18 protein-coding genes and 2 tRNA genes are annotated in these 17259 nt (G+C 55.9%); 17 read left to right on the forward strand and 3 right to left on the reverse strand.

Features of this window, described 5'->3' with window-relative positions; genetic code table 11:
* Positions 1-81 precede the first annotated feature (81 nt).
* Both ACFFSY_RS11790 and ACFFSY_RS11795 read left to right on the forward strand, forming a co-directional pair.
* The gene (locus ACFFSY_RS11790) at positions 82-1257 is read left to right on the forward strand and encodes an aminotransferase class V-fold PLP-dependent enzyme (protein WP_377494060.1); all 1176 of its coding nucleotides are present in this window, start codon (positions 82-84) and stop codon (positions 1255-1257) included.
* Between the two features lie 28 nt (positions 1258-1285).
* Positions 1286-1777, forward strand: a complete 492-nt coding sequence (locus tag ACFFSY_RS11795; protein WP_377494924.1) for a DUF4446 family protein — start codon at positions 1286-1288, stop codon at positions 1775-1777.
* On the opposite strand, the gene yyaC is transcribed toward ACFFSY_RS11795, so the two are convergent.
* A complete protein-coding gene (yyaC, locus tag ACFFSY_RS11800) occupies positions 1752-2342 on the reverse strand; it encodes a spore protease YyaC (protein WP_377494062.1) in 591 nt (196 codons plus the stop codon). The genes ACFFSY_RS11795 and yyaC overlap by 26 nt on opposite strands.
* 181 nt (positions 2343-2523) lie before the next feature.
* Here yyaC and ACFFSY_RS11805 point away from each other — a divergent pair, with 181 nt between their 5' ends.
* The 4 genes from ACFFSY_RS11805 (at position 2524) to ACFFSY_RS11820 (ending at position 3768) form a co-directional block, all read left to right on the forward strand.
* The gene (locus ACFFSY_RS11805) at positions 2524-2766 is read left to right on the forward strand and encodes a putative Se/S carrier protein (RefSeq protein ID WP_377494064.1); all 243 of its coding nucleotides are present in this window, start codon (positions 2524-2526) and stop codon (positions 2764-2766) included.
* Positions 2767-2820: 54 nt separating this feature from the next.
* A complete protein-coding gene (locus tag ACFFSY_RS11810) occupies positions 2821-3051 on the forward strand; it encodes a DUF951 domain-containing protein (protein ID WP_377494066.1) in 231 nt (76 codons plus the stop codon).
* Positions 3052-3115: 64 nt separating this feature from the next.
* Positions 3116-3203 (forward strand) — tRNA-Ser (locus ACFFSY_RS11815).
* A gap of 474 nt (positions 3204-3677) precedes the next feature.
* Positions 3678-3768: transfer RNA gene (locus ACFFSY_RS11820), tRNA-Ser, on the forward strand.
* A 574-nt stretch (positions 3769-4342) separates the two neighbouring features.
* Here the strand turns inward: ACFFSY_RS11820 and ACFFSY_RS11825 are convergent.
* Positions 4343-4528: a YjzC family protein gene (locus tag ACFFSY_RS11825; RefSeq protein ID WP_377494068.1), complete on the reverse strand. Its 186-nt coding sequence runs from the start codon at positions 4526-4528 to the stop codon at positions 4343-4345.
* Between the two features lie 249 nt (positions 4529-4777).
* On the opposite strand from ACFFSY_RS11825, the gene rpsF reads away from it, so the two are divergent.
* The 3 genes from rpsF to rpsR are packed head-to-tail and all read left to right on the forward strand — an operon-like array spanning position 4778 to position 5959.
* A complete protein-coding gene (gene rpsF / locus ACFFSY_RS11830) occupies positions 4778-5062 on the forward strand; it encodes a 30S ribosomal protein S6 (protein WP_148929299.1) in 285 nt (94 codons plus the stop codon).
* Between the two features lie 45 nt (positions 5063-5107).
* Complete coding sequence (ssb, locus tag ACFFSY_RS11835) at positions 5108-5662, forward strand: single-stranded DNA-binding protein (protein ID WP_377494070.1); 555 nt, start codon at positions 5108-5110, stop codon at positions 5660-5662.
* Between the two features lie 18 nt (positions 5663-5680).
* Complete coding sequence (gene rpsR / locus ACFFSY_RS11840) at positions 5681-5959, forward strand: 30S ribosomal protein S18 (protein ID WP_148929301.1); 279 nt, start codon at positions 5681-5683, stop codon at positions 5957-5959.
* Positions 5960-6233: 274 nt separating this feature from the next.
* Here the strand turns inward: rpsR and ACFFSY_RS11845 are convergent, their stop codons facing one another.
* Entirely contained in the window at positions 6234-6581 is a 348-nt protein-coding gene (locus ACFFSY_RS11845; RefSeq protein ID WP_377494072.1) for a DUF4870 domain-containing protein, read from the reverse strand.
* A 388-nt stretch (positions 6582-6969) separates the two neighbouring features.
* Here ACFFSY_RS11845 and ACFFSY_RS11850 point away from each other — a divergent pair, with 388 nt between their 5' ends.
* The 8 genes from ACFFSY_RS11850 (at position 6970) to ACFFSY_RS11885 (ending at position 17241) form a co-directional block, all read left to right on the forward strand.
* On the forward strand, positions 6970-8076 hold the full coding sequence (locus ACFFSY_RS11850) for an LCP family protein (protein ID WP_377494074.1): 1107 nt from the start codon (positions 6970-6972) through the stop codon (positions 8074-8076).
* Positions 8077-8147: 71 nt separating this feature from the next.
* Positions 8148-8585: a CBS domain-containing protein gene (locus ACFFSY_RS11855; protein ID WP_377494076.1), complete on the forward strand. Its 438-nt coding sequence runs from the start codon at positions 8148-8150 to the stop codon at positions 8583-8585.
* A gap of 128 nt (positions 8586-8713) precedes the next feature.
* On the forward strand, positions 8714-10759 hold the full coding sequence (locus tag ACFFSY_RS11860) for an amidohydrolase family protein (protein WP_377494078.1): 2046 nt from the start codon (positions 8714-8716) through the stop codon (positions 10757-10759).
* A gap of 311 nt (positions 10760-11070) precedes the next feature.
* On the forward strand, positions 11071-11961 hold the full coding sequence (locus tag ACFFSY_RS11865) for a DUF2232 domain-containing protein (protein ID WP_377494080.1): 891 nt from the start codon (positions 11071-11073) through the stop codon (positions 11959-11961).
* 19 nt (positions 11962-11980) lie between these two features.
* Entirely contained in the window at positions 11981-13942 is a 1962-nt protein-coding gene (locus ACFFSY_RS11870) for a DHH family phosphoesterase (RefSeq protein WP_377494082.1), read from the forward strand.
* Entirely contained in the window at positions 13939-14382 is a 444-nt protein-coding gene (gene rplI, locus ACFFSY_RS11875; protein ID WP_377494084.1) for a 50S ribosomal protein L9, read from the forward strand. Before ACFFSY_RS11870 ends, rplI begins: the two co-directional genes overlap by 4 nt.
* A 33-nt stretch (positions 14383-14415) precedes the next feature.
* Positions 14416-15780, forward strand: a complete 1365-nt coding sequence (dnaB, locus tag ACFFSY_RS11880; RefSeq protein WP_377494086.1) for a replicative DNA helicase — start codon at positions 14416-14418, stop codon at positions 15778-15780.
* Positions 15781-15954: 174 nt separating this feature from the next.
* On the forward strand, positions 15955-17241 hold the full coding sequence (locus ACFFSY_RS11885; RefSeq protein ID WP_377494088.1) for an adenylosuccinate synthase: 1287 nt from the start codon (positions 15955-15957) through the stop codon (positions 17239-17241).
* Positions 17242-17259: the final 18 nt, after the last annotated feature.

Below are 17259 nucleotides of genomic sequence, written 5' to 3' on the forward strand. Positions count from 1 at the left end.
AATACGTGATTCGCTGTAGGCTGTGTGCTATTATTGTATAGAGCGAAAACGGACGGTTAGAGCGGAGAGGAGAGAGGGTTGATGACAGAGGGGCAAGAGAGAGCTTTCATCTACTTGGATCATGCTGCGACATCGTGGCCGAAGGCGCCTGGCGTTATAGAGGCAGTGGCGAAGGCGATGGAAGAGGATGCGGCCAATCCGGGTCGCGGCAGCCACAAGATGGCTGTAAGAGCAAGCCGGATCCTGTTCGATACGAGAAAGGCGTTGGCCAAGTTATTTCGGATCGCCAATCCGAACGATATCGCATTCATGCTGAATACGACAATGGGTCTGAATCAGGCGATCAAAGGAATGGTACAGCCTGGAGATCATGTCGTGGCTACCGCCGTCGAGCATAACTCGATCCGACGACCGTTGGAATATTTGAAAGCAACCATGGGCGTGGAAGTCACGTATTTGGAGACCGACGCCAGCGGCAAACTGGAGCCGAATCAAGTGAAGAATGCGCTGCGTGCGAATACAAAGCTGGTTGCCGTCAACCATAGCTCGAACTTGCTTGGTTCTATTCTGCCTATAGCCGAGATCGGCGAGATAACCAAGTCTCATGGCAGCGCTAAGCTGCTCGTCGACGCAGCTCAGAGCGCAGGGGCGTTAGAGATTGACGTAGAGGCAATGGGGATCGATATGCTGGCATTCCCAGGTCATAAGGGACTATTGGGTCCGCAGGGCACGGGAGGCTTATATATTTCGCCTCAGATCGATCCGGTGCCGCTCATGCATGGTGGAACAGGTAGTCAATCGGAATCGCCTGAGCAGCCTCAGGTGCGGCCTGATCGCTATGAAGCCGGCACACCGAACACACCAGGCATCGCGGGACTTCGAACAGGGGTTCATTACGTGCTGAATGAGACGCCGCAAAAAATACATACTAAGGAGTGGAATTTAACCCAGCGCATGATGGAAGGCTTGCTGGGCATCGAAGGCGTGCGCATACTGGGGCCCGAACCGGGACAAAACCGCACAGGTATCGTATCGATCGTGGTGGAAGGGGTCGACCCGTCGGAGACGGCTTTTATTTTGGACCAGCACTATCACATTGCCGTAAGATCGGGGTTTCATTGCACCCCTCTAGCCCACGGTATGGCTGGCACAACGGAGACAGGGGCTATTCGTGCAAGCGTTGGCTACGGCACGACGGAGCAGGAGACAGACGCCTTTGTAGAGGCAATTCGCGAAATCAAACAGCACTATCGTTGAAGCAGGGAATGGGAGCGAAGAAACATTGATGGAAGCATGGAACTTGCAGCCGATGGACGGGGTAACGATCGGTCTTGCGATCGTCGTCTTGATATTCATCATCCGGTCGTTCGCATTAGGCGGCAAACTAAAAAAACTGCGCAAAAGTTATACGCAGTTTATGAGCGGCTCTGGCGTAGAAGACTTGGAACATATTATTATCGCATTGAAGGAAAAATTGGCGCAGCAGGAACAGCAACATGCCGAGCTGCAGCATCAGGTGGAGGAACTGCGTCGTCGTGACAAAGAGCAGAAGGGGCACGTCGGTATTCATCGCTATAATGCGTTCTCGGATGGAGGCAATGACCTTAGCTTCTCGTTGGCCATCCTCAGCGAAACGGAAGAGGGTCTTGTACTCAGCGGGCTGCATAATCGGGATAATACGTTCGTGTACGCCAAGCCGATCCGAGGCGGTAATTCCGATTATCCGTTAACCCCGGAGGAGAAGAAGGCCATTAATCTTGCGTTGAAGCGGGAATAGCGGGATGCACCGATTTGACGATCGCGGAGAAGAGGCTATGCGCGATCACTTCGGACATCCGCATGACGAGATGAAGTCTTGTGTTCTGCAGAACGAAGTATTCCATAAAGCCGCCCACATTGACGATGCCCGTTACATGGATGTCGCCGACGGGCGGCAGTTCTTTATTCACGCCGGCGCCGGGGCGGACCGGGCCTGTCCCGACTTGAATGCTGCCGACGCTTGAGACTTGTCCCAAGCAGGCATCGATTCCGATGACGTAGGGATGACGAACTTGTCTGGTGATGCGTTGAAGCGTGTCGGCCAAATTCATCGCATGAACGGGCTCTTCCAAGGTGCCGTAAATATCAAAGTAGCGGCTGCGATATTTGCTCAGGGCCGTTCCAACGAGCGGGCCAAGCGCATCGCCGGTAGAGCGGTCGGTGCCAACGCAGACAACGACAATACGCGCATGATCGGGCACATCGCTCAGCAGATAGGCCAAGCGATTAATGAGCAGACCTGTTACATTAGGCTCCGAATAAGGTACCTTGAGTGGATTGTCCTTCATACCTGAAAACTTCATTGAAATCCCTCCCGCCTGATGGTGAGCAATGGCCCGCGCGTTGGCCCTACTAATCTATGACAACCTGGATGCGAGCGATCCGAGAGTCGATAGGATCTTCGCTTATTTACTAGCTAGTATATGGATAAGACAGCCATTTTATACTTGCCGCACGCGAGAAATGATGAAGGAGGCGGGCTGGATGCTAATTGCGTTCGATTCGACCCAACAGGCACTTCGGGCGGAAATGCTGCTAGAATACGCCGACGTAGAGATAGATATTTGTCCAACGCCCAAAGAGATCACGGCAGGCTGCGCATTATCGATCCATTTTCCCAAGGACGACCTGGCTACGGTGCAAACGGTGCTAACCCAAGAAAAAGTTGAAATTCGCGGGATATTTCGTTCCTTAGCAGGTGGAGGATACGAGCTGGTCATCGTATAATAGGGGATATTGAAGGACAAAGTGTCTTTGTCGGGAAAGGAGGGGCGGAAGCGGTTGGAACGTAAACAATTTGAACTCGGCGATATCGTCCAGATGAAGAAGCCTCATCCTTGCGGCACGAACGAGATGGAGATCATCCGGATGGGCATGGATATTCGGATCAAATGCGTCGGATGCAAGCACAGCGTGCTCATTCCGCGGTTGAAATTCGAGAAGAATATGAAGAAGGTGCTGCGATCGAAAGCTTCGGAAACCGAGGAAACGCCGGCCGAAGGCAGCCTTTAATTTTTTGCAGGCACCGCTTGCAATCGTCCAAGCCCTATGCTACAATGAACTTCGTTGACTAATTGGAGAGGTACCCAAGAGGCCCAAGGGGGCTGACTCGAAATCAGCTAGGCGTGTCAAAGCGTGCGTGGGTTCGAATCCCACTCTCTCCGTCCTCTAATTATTCAAGTAACGCCTCCTGCAGATGATGCAGGAGGTTTTTGTTATTTTCAGGCGGATTCGCAGCAAATAGGCGGGACGGCGAAAGCCGGACGGGGGCCGGACCGAGTGGCACATGGCACGGATGACAACGCTACGTACGGTGAGTCGGCACTATTGTTCAAACCTTAGGGATAGACTAGACACGCGAGTGAATATGAGGGAGGAAGCTTCCACACCTCGAACGATAGTGGTGCGGCGACGTAACGGGGTTCAAGCATCGGGCCCCACGCTCGACAGCTTCAAAGCCATCGGACGAGCACAATCGAATAGGTTGTGTGGACGCGTACGCTCGAGTGGACAAGGGTGGACAAGAAGAAGGTATAACGGTGTAAGAAACGTGAACCAAATCGTTGGTTGCCCAATCGGTTTCCGTTTGCATCGAGTCATGTACTTGTGATAAAATACATCGTGTTGATCATTCATATGGAGAGGTACCCAAGAGGCCCAAGGGGGCTGACTCGAAATCAGCTAGGCGTGTCAAAGCGTGCGTGGGTTCGAATCCCACTCTCTCCGCCATACATAACAGACGACGACTCCGATGGGGTCGTTTTTTGCGTTTGTTTAAGCGGGCAGCGACTATGTAGCATGTGGCGAGGGACGGATAGGTGCGGACTCGTCGCATAGCCTCGAAGGCTGTAATTCTAGGTATTTATTCGGATTGGGCGAAGGCACGACTAAGGGTGATCAGGGTGCGGCATGCTGGGATATGGTTGTATGAAGATTGACCGACTGTGTGCGACCATCAGCGCCGTTACAATGTGCATAGGACGGAAATAAAGGCGAGCGCAGGTAGAAGAAGAGAACATAGAAAAAAGGACTCTCGCGAGTCCTTTTCCGACGGTGGTTGATCGATTGTAATTCGTCATCACAATAACGTCTTCTTCAGAAACTGGTCATCGGTTACACCGATGTGCTTGTGTTACAGACGCTAGTCTTTGGCACAACCCCTCGCTTCTTCATTATTCAGCTATTCGTGGACAAAATCACACTGCGGTCCTTGCGCATTCGCGTTCAACGGAACCACGCCTCTCTTCGCACCGTCGACTATAGATTGCGCACCGAAGCCTTGTTGTATGCACGTGAATTTCAATTAATTATGATGCAGCCGTTTCCATTTGCGGCCATCGTTCGAGGTTTCCGGGAAACGGTCGCCTTTCGCCAAATGAACCTTCTGCGGGTTAGTCACGCCCATGTGGTACGAGTTCTCGCCGATCTCAATATACGTGCCGTCGTTCGGTGCCCGGTCACCAGGCCGGAATTCTGTCCACTCACCCATCCTCATCAGCCTCCAAAGCGAATAATGGTCAAAACGGCCCGCGAGTGCGGGATCGACGTTTAGTGTATGTCCCCGAAGAGGCAAACATAAGCGGGAGAAACAGCCAAGCGCACCACTGCATCATTTGACTTGTCAACGGATAGGCGACTCTGGTATAGTGTTATGGTATGCGAGAAATTACTTACGAGAAATTACTCGCTCCTTGCTCCCTTTCGTGGGGGCCGTTAGTCCAAAAGGAGGTGAATCGAAATGCGCAAATATGAAGTGATGTACATCATTCGTCCAGATGTGGAACAAGAAGCGGTACAAGCTTTGACCGACAAGTTCCAAGCAATCATCTCGAACGGCGGAGAAGTTACGAAGCACGACGTGCTGGGTAAGCGCCGCCTTGCGTATGAGATCAACAAGATTCGTGACGGTATTTATGTCCTCGTTCATTTCAACGCCACTCCGGCTGTTGTCGCTGAACTTGACCGCGTCATGAAGATTACGGATGAAGTTATCCGTTTCTTGGTCGTCAAAGACGTTGCTTAAGATGTCTAATTTACGCAAGGAATGTTCGATTGGAGGCGAAAGTCGATGTTGAACCGTGTTATTCTAATCGGCCGATTAACAAGAGATCCCGAAATGCGCTATACACCAGCAGGCGTTGCGGTTACGCAATTCACGCTGGCCGTAGACCGTCCGTTCCAAAGCGGCGGCGAGCGGGAAGCGGATTTCATCCCCGTTGTAACATGGCGTCAGCTGGCTGAGCTGTGCGCGAACTATTTGCGTAAAGGCCGTCTTGCGGCGGTGGAAGGCCGTATCCAGGTACGGAACTACGAGAACAACGAAGGCAAGCGCGTCTATGTGACGGAAGTTATTGCCGATAACGTGCGTTTCTTGGAATCCAACCGCGAAGGTGGACAACGCGAAGAATCGGGCAGCTACGGCGGCGGCAACCAAGGCGGAGGCGGTGGCAACTATGGCGGAAGCCAAGGTGGCGGCGGTCAAAGCGGAGGCGGCGGAGGTTCTTACGGCGGAGGCGGTGGCCGGTCCGGAGGTTCCGGAGGGTCATCACGGAACGACAATCGTGATCCGTTCTCGGATGACGGACGTCCGATCGATATTTCCGAAGATGATTTGCCATTCTAACTGAAAGGACGGATACAGATGAGCTTCAAGCAAAGAGAAGGCGGCGACGAGCGTCCAGAACGCAAGTTCGGCGGTCGCAAAGGCCGTAACAAGCGTCGTAAAGTATGTTTCTTCACGGCTAACAAAATCACGCACATCGACTATAAAGATACGGACCTGCTCCGTAAATTTATCAGCGAGCGCGGTAAAATTTTGCCTCGCCGTGTAACCGGAACAAGCGCGAAATACCAACGTCTGCTGACGATCGCTATCAAGCGTTCGCGTCAGGTAGCGCTGCTCCCTTACACAACGGAATAGTAGGACACGCGTACTCCGGTACGCTGGGCGATATACCAGGAAACAGCCGACAGCGATGTCGGCTGTTTTTGTTTTTTCTATAAAAAGGAGCAGGACGTAAGTTTTGTCCGAAGGGGCAAGCGCCTGCCAAGCAGAAAGTAACCGCCGTACACCGACCCGAGGGTTACCCGAGTAGTCAGAAGGCAGCGAACGGTTTCCAGCGGCAAACGCGCTTCGGAAGCACGCAGTCAGGGAGCCCCCTGGCATTGGTAGCGAATGTTGTAGCGGAACGTACCTAGAACAACTGCGACTGCCGTTCGGCGAATTCCCCGATGACCGGAAGCTTGAACCAGCGTCCCTGCATGGCGAGCACCATCATGGCGACCCATAAGATGAAGCAAAGCGGTGCGAAGAATATGCCAAGAATCCAGCCGATAATCGGAAGCAGGCCGAGCACAATATTGATGATCATCATCGCCGCGGCCATGAGAATGGATTGCAGCGCATGAAATTTGACGAATCGGCTTTGCCGTTCGAGGACCAAGAATAGCATACCGGTGACGCAAAGGCCGAAATAACAAAGCAGTCCCACGAGCCGCGGATCGAGCCCGGTCGATGAGCGGTCAGGCATATATGGCTGCATAGACAAGGATCTCCTTCCCGAATATGTCCTAGTGTTACTTATTCGCCAATCAGGCAAACTATGCCCAGGTTGTACAGGTGGAGCAAGGGGCGCAATTTAGCATATTGCATGAAGCTTTGTCCGTAAGGACAAGGGCGTGCTACGCTCGAAAATACCCGCCGCCCACTACATCGCGTGTCAGCGCGAAAGGGGAGTCCAGAGGTGAAAGTTTTCCTGCGGAAAACTGCTTCGGAAGCATTCGCTCAGCCCGGGAGCCACCTCGGCGGAGGGCAGCGGAGGGATTGGGGAAGCGACCTAATGTTACCATACTGTAACTTTCGGGCTGGCTGCGTCGTTTAAAATAAAGGTGGTTCGTTTATATAGATAAAGGGATAGGAGTAAACCATTCATGGCTACACAACCCCAACCAGAACGCAAATCACGCAAATGGAAGTGGCTGGCCGCGGTGATGGCGTTCGTTATTCTAACGGGCACCCTCGGCTATTTCAACCGGGCGACATTGGCATCCTGGGGCTTCGACCTGTTCTTAGCCGATCAGGTGAAGAAGAAGCTCGATCAGTCTTACAAGCCGCTCGAAGGCCGCGAGGTGACGCGAGTTGCGCAGACGAAGAAGGAAGATCCGTTCGCGCTGCTGCTGCTCGGCGTCGATCAGCGCGATCAAGAGATCGGCCGCTCGGACACGATGATTTACACGGTCGTTCGTCCAAGCGACGGAGCGATGCTCATGATCTCGATCCCGCGCGATACGTACGCCACCATCGTTGGAAAGACGAAGAAGAACGGCGAACCGTGGGAAGACAAGATTACCCACGCCTACGCGTTCGGCGGCGCGACCATGTCGGTCCAAACCGTCGAAAAGCTGTTCGGCTCTCATGTGGATCACTACGCCACCATTAATTTCAATGGCTTTCGCGATGTGATCGATGCCATGGGAGGCATTGCGCTGCCTATCACCGAAGATTTGGTCAACGACGACGCAGACCATGAGAAATTCGTGGTGAAAGCCGGGCAAGACAAGTACAATGGCAAGGACGCGCTCAACTATGTCCGTTATCGGGAAGATGCGGGCGGCGATATGAGCCGGACTGGCCGTCACCAGATTTTCCTCAATGCGATCATGGAGAAAGCCTCGAAAGTCGGGCAATGGACGAAGATTCCAGAACTTATCGATATTATGGGTCATAACTTTAGCACCGATTTAACCCCAACGCAGATGATCAATTTGGCCAAAGGCATGCTGCAGACGCAGACGCGCACGATATATAGCCACACGCTAAAAGGAGACGGCCACCGGAAAACGAAAGGCGGCGCGTGGTATTATTTCGCTGACGAAGCGGATCTGGATGCAGTTGGCGCATTGATCGAGGCTTGGCTGGACCCGAAGCTGACCAAGAGCCAGCTGCCGCTGCCAGCGGAATATGAGAAAAATAAAGCGGTGAATGCCGCGACGACGACAGCGCGATCGTCTGCGGTTTCGGGGGCTGCTGCTCCGTAAGTAGCCTGAGCCAACGAAAGCCGAAAGTAACGCGCCAGGGGGTCAAAACTTGGGAGTAGGAGATCAACTGGATGAATATTGCATTTTTCTTATTACCGAAACAGGAAGTCGTATGTCTCTCGACTGAAGCGACGCTGAGGCAAACGCTGGAGCGGATGGAGCATCACCGGTACACGTCCGTACCCATTCTCGATCGCGAAGGCTGCTATGCCGGCACCGTGACGGAAGGCGATCTACTATGGTATATGAAGAATAACCCGGAGCTGACATTCGAACAGACGCATCGGGTCAAATTGTCCGACGTCCAGCTGCGTCTGGCGCATCGCGCGGTGCGCATCGATGCCAACATGGAAGACTTGGTGTCGCTGGCGAAGCTGCAGAACTTCGTTCCCGTCATCGACGACATGAACCGGTTCATCGGCATTGTGAGACGAAGCGACATTATCGACTACTGCGAGCAAATGATCGTAAGCGGCGGGACGCAGATGAAAGAAATCGCCGCCGGGTAAATCGTTTGCGAATTGCATAGCGACGTAGTACGATTAAGGAAACGGTTGGAAGCGTGGCAAACCAAAGCAACATGCAGTGGGCCGTCCTCCTGTGGGGACGGCCTTTTCACATCTAGGAGGCGTAGGAAATGAGCAGGACGGAAAATCATAACAAGCGGGGGCGCGGATCGATGCGCGGCATTATGGTCATCGCCATCGTGCTCGTGCTCGGATTCGCGGGCTACTTGGCTTACTCGATGACGCAAGAGAAGGCGCAGCCGCCGGGCAACACCGCCGAGCAAGGCGCGGCGAATGGGGGCAAAGGCAGCGAAGGCGGGTCCGACAACGGACAGGCTGGCGGAACCAATGCGCAAGGCAGCGGTGGCGAGAATGCCGGCAAGGGCGAGGAAGCGGACAAGCCGGGACAGACCCCGGCGGAGCAGCTCGAGGCGACCGTGACGGAAGCCGACCTTACGAAAGAGTACGATATCGTCATCACGGGCGGGCGCGTAATCAACCCGGAGACGAAGCTGGATCAGGAAGGACTCAACGTCGGCATTACGGGCGATACGGTCGGCGTCGTCACGGCTAAGCCGCTCAAGGGCAAACAGACGATCGACGCGACGGGACTCGTCGTCTCGCCGGGCTTCATCGATAACCTGTCGTACGATCCGAATCCGCTCGGCGTCTGGCAGAAGATCGGCGACGGCGTGACGAGCAACATCGCGATGCACGGCGGCACATCGACGCCGAAGGCGTGGTACGCGCATTACGAGCGCGATATGCCGCCGGTTAACTTCGGGGCATCGTATTTTTACACGCAAGCGCGCAATCAGTTCAAGCTAAGCCGCTACGATGCGGCCAAGCCGGAGCAAATCGCCAAGCTGCGCGAACAGGCGGAAGAGGCGCTGAATAATGGCGCGCTCGGCATCTCGTTCAGCCTCGAGTACGTGCCAGGCATCTCGGCGGAAGAGATTATTCCGCTCATGGAGCTGGCTAACGAGTACAACGTACCGGTCTACTTCCATGGCCGCTATTCGGACGCCGAAGCGCCGGGTACCGAGCTGGAAGGGACGCAGGAGCTGATCGACTACGGCGAGAAGACGGGCGCAGCGGTACATATCGACCATATCAACAGCACGGGCGGCACGTTCTCAATGGAGGAAGCGCTCAGCATGATCGAGAAGGCACGGGCGGAAGGCTTCGATATTACGGCGTGCGTCTACCCATACGATTACTGGGGTACATATTTGAACTCCGCGCGCTTCGATGAAGGCTGGCAGCAGCGCTTCCGCATTTCGTACGAGGACCTGCAAATCGCCGGCACGACGGAGCGCTTGACCAAGGAAAGCTTCGCCAAGTATCAGAAGGAAGGCAAGCTGGCGGTCGCCTACGCCATACCGGCGGAAGCGGTCGTGCAGGCGTTCCAGGCGCCGTTCGTCATGATCGGCAGCGATGCGATTCTAGAGCCAAGCAATAACAATCACCCGCGGGCATCGGGCACGTTCGCGCGTGCGCTCGGCATGTATGTGCGTGACCAGAAGGTGATGTCGCTCATGGACGGCATCGCCAAGCTGTCGCTCATGCCGGCTCAGCGTCTGGAGAAGCAAGCCCCTGCGCTGCGCAAGAAGGGCAGACTTGCGAAAGGAATGGACGCGGATATCGTCCTGTTCAACCCGGATACGGTTGCCGATAAATCAACGGTCGAGCATCCGGAGATCATGTCGGCTGGCATCGACTACGTACTCGTGGCGGGCCAGGTCGTGCTCGACCACGGCAAGATGAATAAGAAGGTCCGCCTCGGCGAACCGCTCCGCAGTCAGTTCCAGCGGGTAAGCGCGACGACGGCATCGGGCACCCTGCAGTGGGAAGGCGCCAGCTATCCGGTGCTGAGCTATAACCAAGCGAGCTACGTCGATGTAGACGCGCTTGCCGAGCATGGCTATACACTGACGTGGGACGTAGTGTCGAAATCATTCGCACTCGCCAAAGGCGCAGGCGGACAGCCGGCCGGGACAGCCGGTCAGTTGCCGAAGGACGGCGAGCTGATGCTCGAGCGCGGCTACCGCGTTGTCTCAGGCGAGTCGAGCAGCGAGCTGCTATCTATAGGCAAGCGCGCATTCGTGCCGATCTCGTTCCTGAAGTCGATCGGCCTTGCAGCCGAGAACGACGGGGATGCCTGGACGATCGAATAGCCGCAAATCGGGAAGGCACGAGAATGCCGGGAATGCGATTGTGAATACGAAATAGGCGACAAGCGCTTCCGGTAACGGGAGCGCTTGTGCTATGACATGGCCTATTGCACGCTATTCGTGAACGTTCCAGCCAAGAGCGGCGTCTTAGCCGCCGCTCGCGGTAATAGACTAGAATAAAGGATGATGCTAGGCCGATGGTTCTCGGCCCAACAGGCACCATTCTAGTTACCGGATGTTTTATGTTATAATGAGGTCTAAAGTTTAGGCGTACAACTTCATCGTGCAAGAGGTGAATAGGCTTGAGAACCGGCATGAAATCTTTATTATGGAGCGGGCTCCTGCTGGCGTTGCTGCTCGCCATCGCCGTTCCGCTGCTGAATGCGCTCGCGCTCGTCGTGATGCTGGTTCCCGCGGTTATGTTGTATGCGACCTTATCGAAGCCCATGTTCGCCATTCATATGGCGGCTGCACTCGGCATTGCCTTGGCCATCCTAGGGCCGCCCGCGCTTATCGTTGGCTTGTTCTTCGTGGCGCCATCCATCGTCATGGGGCATCTGTACCGGAAGGGCGCTCCGGCACGCAAGGTCATTACCACGACGCTGCTTACGCTTCTAGCCGAGCTGATGCTGGAACTTGTCCTGCTGGATTGGCTGTTCGACATGTCGCTGCTGACCGAGATCCGCGATCTGATCTTGCGAGTGACAGGCGACCTCGACGCGCAGGGGCTGTTGCCGGCATCGTGGAGCGCGGATATGACCGATGTCTTCATTCAGACGATGATCCATTCGATTCCGATGACGATGATTACGGTGGCGTTCCTGTATGCGGTAATTACCCACGCCATCGTCCGTCCGCTGCTTCGCGCTTCGGGACTTGCGGTCCCCGGCTTGCAGAAGGCACGGCAATGGATGCTCCCCCGCATTATGGTGTTCTATTATGTGATCGTGCTGTTCGCCGACATGGTCGTGCCGGCGCAGGGCGATTCTTTTCTGACGGTGGCACTGCTGAACCTCGTACCGCTCATGCGGCTCGCGTTTACGATTCAAGCGATCGGATTTTTCTTTTATGTGGCCCATGAACGCGGCTGGAGCAGAATCGTGCCGATTCTGCTGGCGGCGCTCGTCGTGGCTTTTCCTCCGCTCAGCTTGATTGGGGTATTCGATACTGCATTCCCCATCCGCGCAGCGTTCAAGAAACCGTAAGTACAGGGGCGAAGTGAAGATGCCGAAGTTTTTGATTAAACGCTGGCACGGGATGCACCATCTGTGGGCATTCGTGCTGATGCTGCTGCTCACGGTCACCGTGGCATGGTTCGAATGGAAGCTGGGGCTCGTCGGTCTGCTGCTCTCCGGCGCCGTGGGCGTCTACTCGTGGATGGCCGAGCGCGCGTTTCGCCGCGATTTGAAGACTTACCTAGGCACGCTCTCGTACCGGGTGAAGAAAGCCGGCAGCGAAGTGATCAGCGAGCTGCCGTTCGGCATTATCCTCTACAACGAGGAGAAGATGGTCGAATGGCACAACTCGTTCGTTACGCACATGCTGGAGCGGGAGTCCGTCGTCGGCGAATCGCTCACCGAGTTATTCCCGATGCTAGCGCAGGCCAAGGACAAGGAAGGCACCGTGGAAGCGGTCATCGGCCAGGAAGTATACGAGCTGATGTTCCGCTTCGAGGAACGGCTGCTGTATGTCCGCAACATCACGCAGCGCTGGGAGCTGGCCAGACGCTACGAGGACGAGAAGCTGGCAATCGGCATCGTCATGATGGATAACCTGGAAGAAGTCACGCAAGGGATGGACGACCAGCAGCGCAGCCAGCTGCTCTCCAAGGTGACGGCCGAGATCACGGAATGGTCGCAGAAGTTCCAGGTCTATCTGAAGCGTCTGACGAGCGACCGATATCTCGTGATTACCGATCAACGGACGCTGAAGCAGCTGGAGCTGTCCCGATTCGTGCTGCTTGACGAAGTGCGCGAGATGACGGCCGATCAGAAAATCCCGATGACGCTCAGCATCGGCTTCGCCGCCGGCGCGGAGACGATCGTCGAGCTTGGTCAATGGGCGCAGACGAGTCTCGACATCGCGCTTGGGCGCGGCGGCGACCAGGCCGCGGTGAAGGTCGGTCAGCGGCAGACGTTCTACGGCGGCAAGTCCAATGCGGTGGAGAAGCGCACCCGCGTCCGGGCGCGCGTCGTGGCCCACGCCCTACGCGACCTCATCAAGGAATGCGACAACGTCGTGATCATGGGGCATAAAATGCCGGACATGGACGCGGTTGGAGCCGCGATCGGCGTGCTGAAGGCCGCGCAGCTCTTCCATAAGGATGCCCACATCGTGCTGGAAGGGATCAATCCGGCTATCCAGAAGATGATGGAGAATTTGAAGGAAGACGAGAAGCTATTCAAGCGGTTCGTCTCGCCGGAGCAAGCGCTCGGCATGATCGAAGCGGGCACGCTCGTCGTCGTCGTCGACACGCATAAGGCATCGATGGTGAAGGAGCCGAAGCTGCTGCAGCAGGCCGGCAAAATCGTCGTCATCGATCACCACCGACGCGGCGAGGAGTTCATCAACAACGCGATTCTCGTGTACATGGAGCCGTACGCATCCTCCACGTGCGAGCTGGTTACGGAGCTGCTGCAGTACATCCATGACCGCGTCGTGCTCGACGTGCGCGAGTCGACAGCGCTGCTCGCGGGGATTACGGTGGACACGAAGAGCTTCTCGCTTCGCACCGGCTCCCGCACGTTCGAAGCGGCGTCATTCCTGCGCCGCAGCGGCGCGGATACGACGATGATCCAGAAGATGCTCAAGGAAGACCTGGCCGAATACATCAAGAAGGCGGAGATGATCAAGCATGCCGAGATTCTGTATGAGCATGTCGCGATCGCCGTCACGGAGCCAGGGCGCAAATATTCACAGCTGCTCATCGCGCAGTCCGCGGACACGCTGCTGAACATGACCGACGTATTGGCCTCGTTCGTCATCGGCGAGCGGCAGGACGGCCTGATCGGCGTCAGCGCAAGGTCGCTGGGGCATATGAACGTGCAGATCGTCATGGAACGAATGGGCGGCGGCGGTCATCTGACCAACGCGGCGGCGCAACTGGAGGGCACCGTTGTCGAGGTGGCCCACAAATTGAAGCAGGTGCTTCGCGATATCGAAGAGGAAGAGGGGTTATTCGAATGAAAGTAATCTTTTTGCAGGACGTCAAAGGGCAGGGCAAGAAAGGCGAAGTAAAAGAAGTCTCGGAAGGCTACGTGCGCAACTTCTTATTGCCGAAAGGGCTGGTCAAACCGGCATCGGACGGCAACCTGAAGACGCTGGACATTCAGAAGGCCGCTGAAGTGAAGCGCAAGGAGAAGGAGAAAGAAGACGCGCAGGCGTTCGCCGCGAAGCTCGAGGCGATCACGGTCGTCGTCAAGACGAAGTCCGGCGCGGATGGCCGACTATTCGGCTCCGTCACGAGCAAGCAGATCGCTGAAGCGCTCGAGAAGCAGGGCCACAAGATCGACAAGCGCAAAATCGAGCTCGAAGAGCCGATTCGCGCGCTCGGTTACACGAACGTGCCGCTCAAGCTGCACCCGGAAGTCAAAGCGACGCTTAAAGTGCAGACGGTTGAAGAATAATACTACAGTGGGTAAAGGAGACAAGCGAAAACAATGAGCGATGAACAGCTGATGTTTGACCGTGTACCCCCGCAGAATACAGAAGCCGAGCAGGCGGTACTGGGTGCCGTCCTGATCCAAGCCGAGTCGCTCGTCACGGCAATGGAGCGGCTGCGCAGCGAAGACTTCTACACGCCGTCTCACCAGTTGATTTATGAAGCCATGGTCGAGCTGGGGGAAGCCAATCAGCCGATAGACCTTGTCACATTAACCGCCCATCTGCAAGGCAAACAACAGCTCGAAGAGGTCGGCGGGGTCAGCTATCTGGCGAAGCTCGGCAATGCGGTTCCGACTGCAGCCAACGTGGACTACTATGCGCAGATCGTCGAAGAGAAGTCCCTGCTGCGGCGTCTGATCCGCACGGCCACGCAGATCGTCTCCAACGGTTACGCAGCCGCCGAAGATGTAGGTATCATGCTGAACGAAGCGGAGCAGCGCATTCTCGAGCTGTCCAACCGCCGCTCGAGCAGCGGCTTCGTATCGATTCGCGATGTCCTGATGGAAGCATTCGAGCGCGTAGAGATCCTGTATTCGAATAAAGGCAACTCGACGGGCATCCCCTCGGGCTTCGTGGATTTAGATAAAATGACGGCAGGCTTCCAACGCAATGACTTAATTATCGTCGCGGCCCGTCCTTCCGTAGGCAAAACCGCCTTCGCGCTGAACATCGCCCAGAACGTCGGCGTGCGTGCGAAGGAGACGGTCGCGATTTTCTCGCTCGAGATGTCGGCCGTGCAGCTCGTCAACCGGATGATCTGCGCGGAATCGAACGTCGACGCCGGCCGACTGCGGACCGGTTACCTCGAGGGAGACGACTGGGAGAAGCTGACGATGGCGATCAGCGCCTTGTCCGAAGCGCAAATCTATATCGACGACACGCCGGGCATCACGGTCGCGGATATTCGCGCCAAGTGCCGCCGACTGAAGAAAGAGCGCGGGCTCGGCATGATTCTGATCGACTACCTCCAGCTGATCCAGGGCCGGGGCAAAGCCGGCGAGAACCGGCAGCAGGAAGTATCGGAGATTTCCCGTACCCTGAAGCAGATCGCGCGCGAACTTGAAGTGCCGGTTATCGCGCTGTCGCAGCTCTCCCGCGGCGTCGAGCAGCGGCAGGACAAGCGTCCGATGATGTCCGACCTTCGGGAATCCGGCTCGATCGAGCAGGACGCCGACATCGTCGCGTTCTTGTACCGGGATGACTACTACGACAAGGAATCCGAGAAGAAGAACATCATCGAGATCATCATCGCCAAGCAGCGTAACGGCCCGGTCGGCACGGTGGAGCTCGCGTTCCTGAAGAGCTTCAACAAGTTCGTCAGTTTGGACCGGACGCACCAAGAACCTGGGCAAGCCTCATAAACCGCACTTATTCGTTTTTAATATGTCACATTTCCGAACGATTGTATGGAACCCCATGCAATCGTTCGTTTTTTATTGACTTTGATTTTTAACATTGCTACACTAAGACTGCTGCCTTTTTGCGACCGGCAGTAATTTTCGGTGTGTGCAAATACATCGAGTGGGGGTATGAGCATGTCAACGGTAGTTGTTGTCGGAACACAATGGGGAGACGAGGGCAAAGGCAAAATCACCGACTTTCTCGCAGAGGGCGCTGACGTTGTAGCCCGTTATCAAGGCGGTAACAACGCGGGCCACACGATTATGATCGGCAACAAGAAGTACAAGCTGACCATGGTGCCATCGGGTATTTTCAATCAGGATAAAACTTGCGTCATCGGCAACGGGATGGTTATCAACCCGCAAGCGCTGATCGACGAAATTAACTATATACATGAGAACGGCTTCAAGACAGACAATCTCCGTATCAGCGACCGCACGCATATTATCATGCCGTACCATCTGGTGCTTGACGGCCTGGAAGAAGAGCGTAAGGGCGACAACAAGATCGGCACGACGCGCAAGGGCATCGGCCCATGTTATATGGACAAAGCCGCGCGCAACGGCATCCGCATGGCGGACCTGCTGGATGCGGAAGAGTTCGAGACGAAGCTTCGCCGCCTCGTCGCGGAGAAGAACCAAGTGATCTCGCAAGTATACGGCAGCGACGGTCTCGACGTAGAGAGCATTCTGACCGAATACCTTGGCTATGCGGAAGTGCTTCGTCCATACGTGACGGATACGTCCGTCGTGCTGAACGACGCGATCGATGGGGGCCAAAAGGTGCTGTTCGAAGGCGCGCAAGGCGTCATGCTGGACATTGACCAAGGTACATACCCGTACGTGACGTCGTCGAACCCTTCGGCTGGCGGCGTGTGCATCGGTTCCGGCGTCGGTCCTTCGAAGATTCAAGAGGTCATCGGCGTGGCGAAGGCTTACACGACGCGCGTTGGCGACGGTCCATTCCCGACCGAGCTGCTGAACGATACGGGCGACTGGATTCGCGAACGCGGTCATGAGTATGGCACGGTAACGGGCCGGCCGCGCCGCGTAGGCTGGTTCGACACGGTCGTCGTCCGCCATGCGCGCCGCGTCAGCGGCATCACGGGCTTGTCCCTGAACTCGCTGGACGTCTTGTCCGGACTTGAGACGGTCAAGATCTGCACGCACTACAAGCTGCGCGGCGAAGTGATCGAGCACTATCCGGCAAGCCTGAAGCTGATCTCCGAGTGCGAAGCGGTCTACGAGGAGCTGCCAGGCTGGAGCGAGGATATCTCGAATGCGAAGACGCTGGCGGATCTGCCGGAGAACACGCGCCGCTACGTGGAGCGCGTATCCGAGCTGACCGGCATTCCGATCTCGATCTTCTCCGTCGGCCGCAACCGCGAGCAGACGAACCAGATCCGTCCGATTTACAAATAAGACCGTTTTCGGTTCCGC

Origin of the sequence: Paenibacillus aurantiacus, from assembly GCF_042431225.1 — a bacterium.
Lineage (GTDB): Bacteria > Bacillota > Bacilli > Paenibacillales > Paenibacillaceae > Paenibacillus_Z > Paenibacillus_Z aurantiacus.

Bases quoted from the DNA above. Each gene is read 5' to 3' on its own strand.
- ACFFSY_RS11790 (WP_377494060.1), top strand. From the start codon at position 82: ATGACAGAGGGGCAAGAGAGAGCTTTCATCTACTTGGATCATGCTGCG.
- ACFFSY_RS11795 (WP_377494924.1), top strand. From the start codon at position 1,286: ATGGAAGCATGGAACTTGCAGCCGATGGACGGGGTAACGATCGGTCTT.
- yyaC (WP_377494062.1), bottom strand. From the start codon at position 2,342: ATGAAGTTTTCAGGTATGAAGGACAATCCACTCAAGGTACCTTATTCG.
- ACFFSY_RS11805 (WP_377494064.1), top strand. From the start codon at position 2,524: ATGCTAATTGCGTTCGATTCGACCCAACAGGCACTTCGGGCGGAAATG.
- ACFFSY_RS11825 (WP_377494068.1), bottom strand. From the start codon at position 4,528: ATGGGTGAGTGGACAGAATTCCGGCCTGGTGACCGGGCACCGAACGAC.
- rpsF (WP_148929299.1), top strand. From the start codon at position 4,778: ATGCGCAAATATGAAGTGATGTACATCATTCGTCCAGATGTGGAACAA.
- ssb (WP_377494070.1), top strand. From the start codon at position 5,108: ATGTTGAACCGTGTTATTCTAATCGGCCGATTAACAAGAGATCCCGAA.
- rpsR (WP_148929301.1), top strand. From the start codon at position 5,681: ATGAGCTTCAAGCAAAGAGAAGGCGGCGACGAGCGTCCAGAACGCAAG.
- ACFFSY_RS11845 (WP_377494072.1), bottom strand. From the start codon at position 6,581: ATGCAGCCATATATGCCTGACCGCTCATCGACCGGGCTCGATCCGCGG.
- ACFFSY_RS11850 (WP_377494074.1), top strand. From the start codon at position 6,970: ATGGCTACACAACCCCAACCAGAACGCAAATCACGCAAATGGAAGTGG.
- ACFFSY_RS11855 (WP_377494076.1), top strand. From the start codon at position 8,148: ATGAATATTGCATTTTTCTTATTACCGAAACAGGAAGTCGTATGTCTC.
- ACFFSY_RS11860 (WP_377494078.1), top strand. From the start codon at position 8,714: ATGAGCAGGACGGAAAATCATAACAAGCGGGGGCGCGGATCGATGCGC.
- ACFFSY_RS11865 (WP_377494080.1), top strand. From the start codon at position 11,071: ATGAAATCTTTATTATGGAGCGGGCTCCTGCTGGCGTTGCTGCTCGCC.
- ACFFSY_RS11870 (WP_377494082.1), top strand. From the start codon at position 11,981: ATGCCGAAGTTTTTGATTAAACGCTGGCACGGGATGCACCATCTGTGG.
- rplI (WP_377494084.1), top strand. From the start codon at position 13,939: ATGAAAGTAATCTTTTTGCAGGACGTCAAAGGGCAGGGCAAGAAAGGC.
- dnaB (WP_377494086.1), top strand. From the start codon at position 14,416: ATGAGCGATGAACAGCTGATGTTTGACCGTGTACCCCCGCAGAATACA.
- ACFFSY_RS11885 (WP_377494088.1), top strand. From the start codon at position 15,955: ATGTCAACGGTAGTTGTTGTCGGAACACAATGGGGAGACGAGGGCAAA.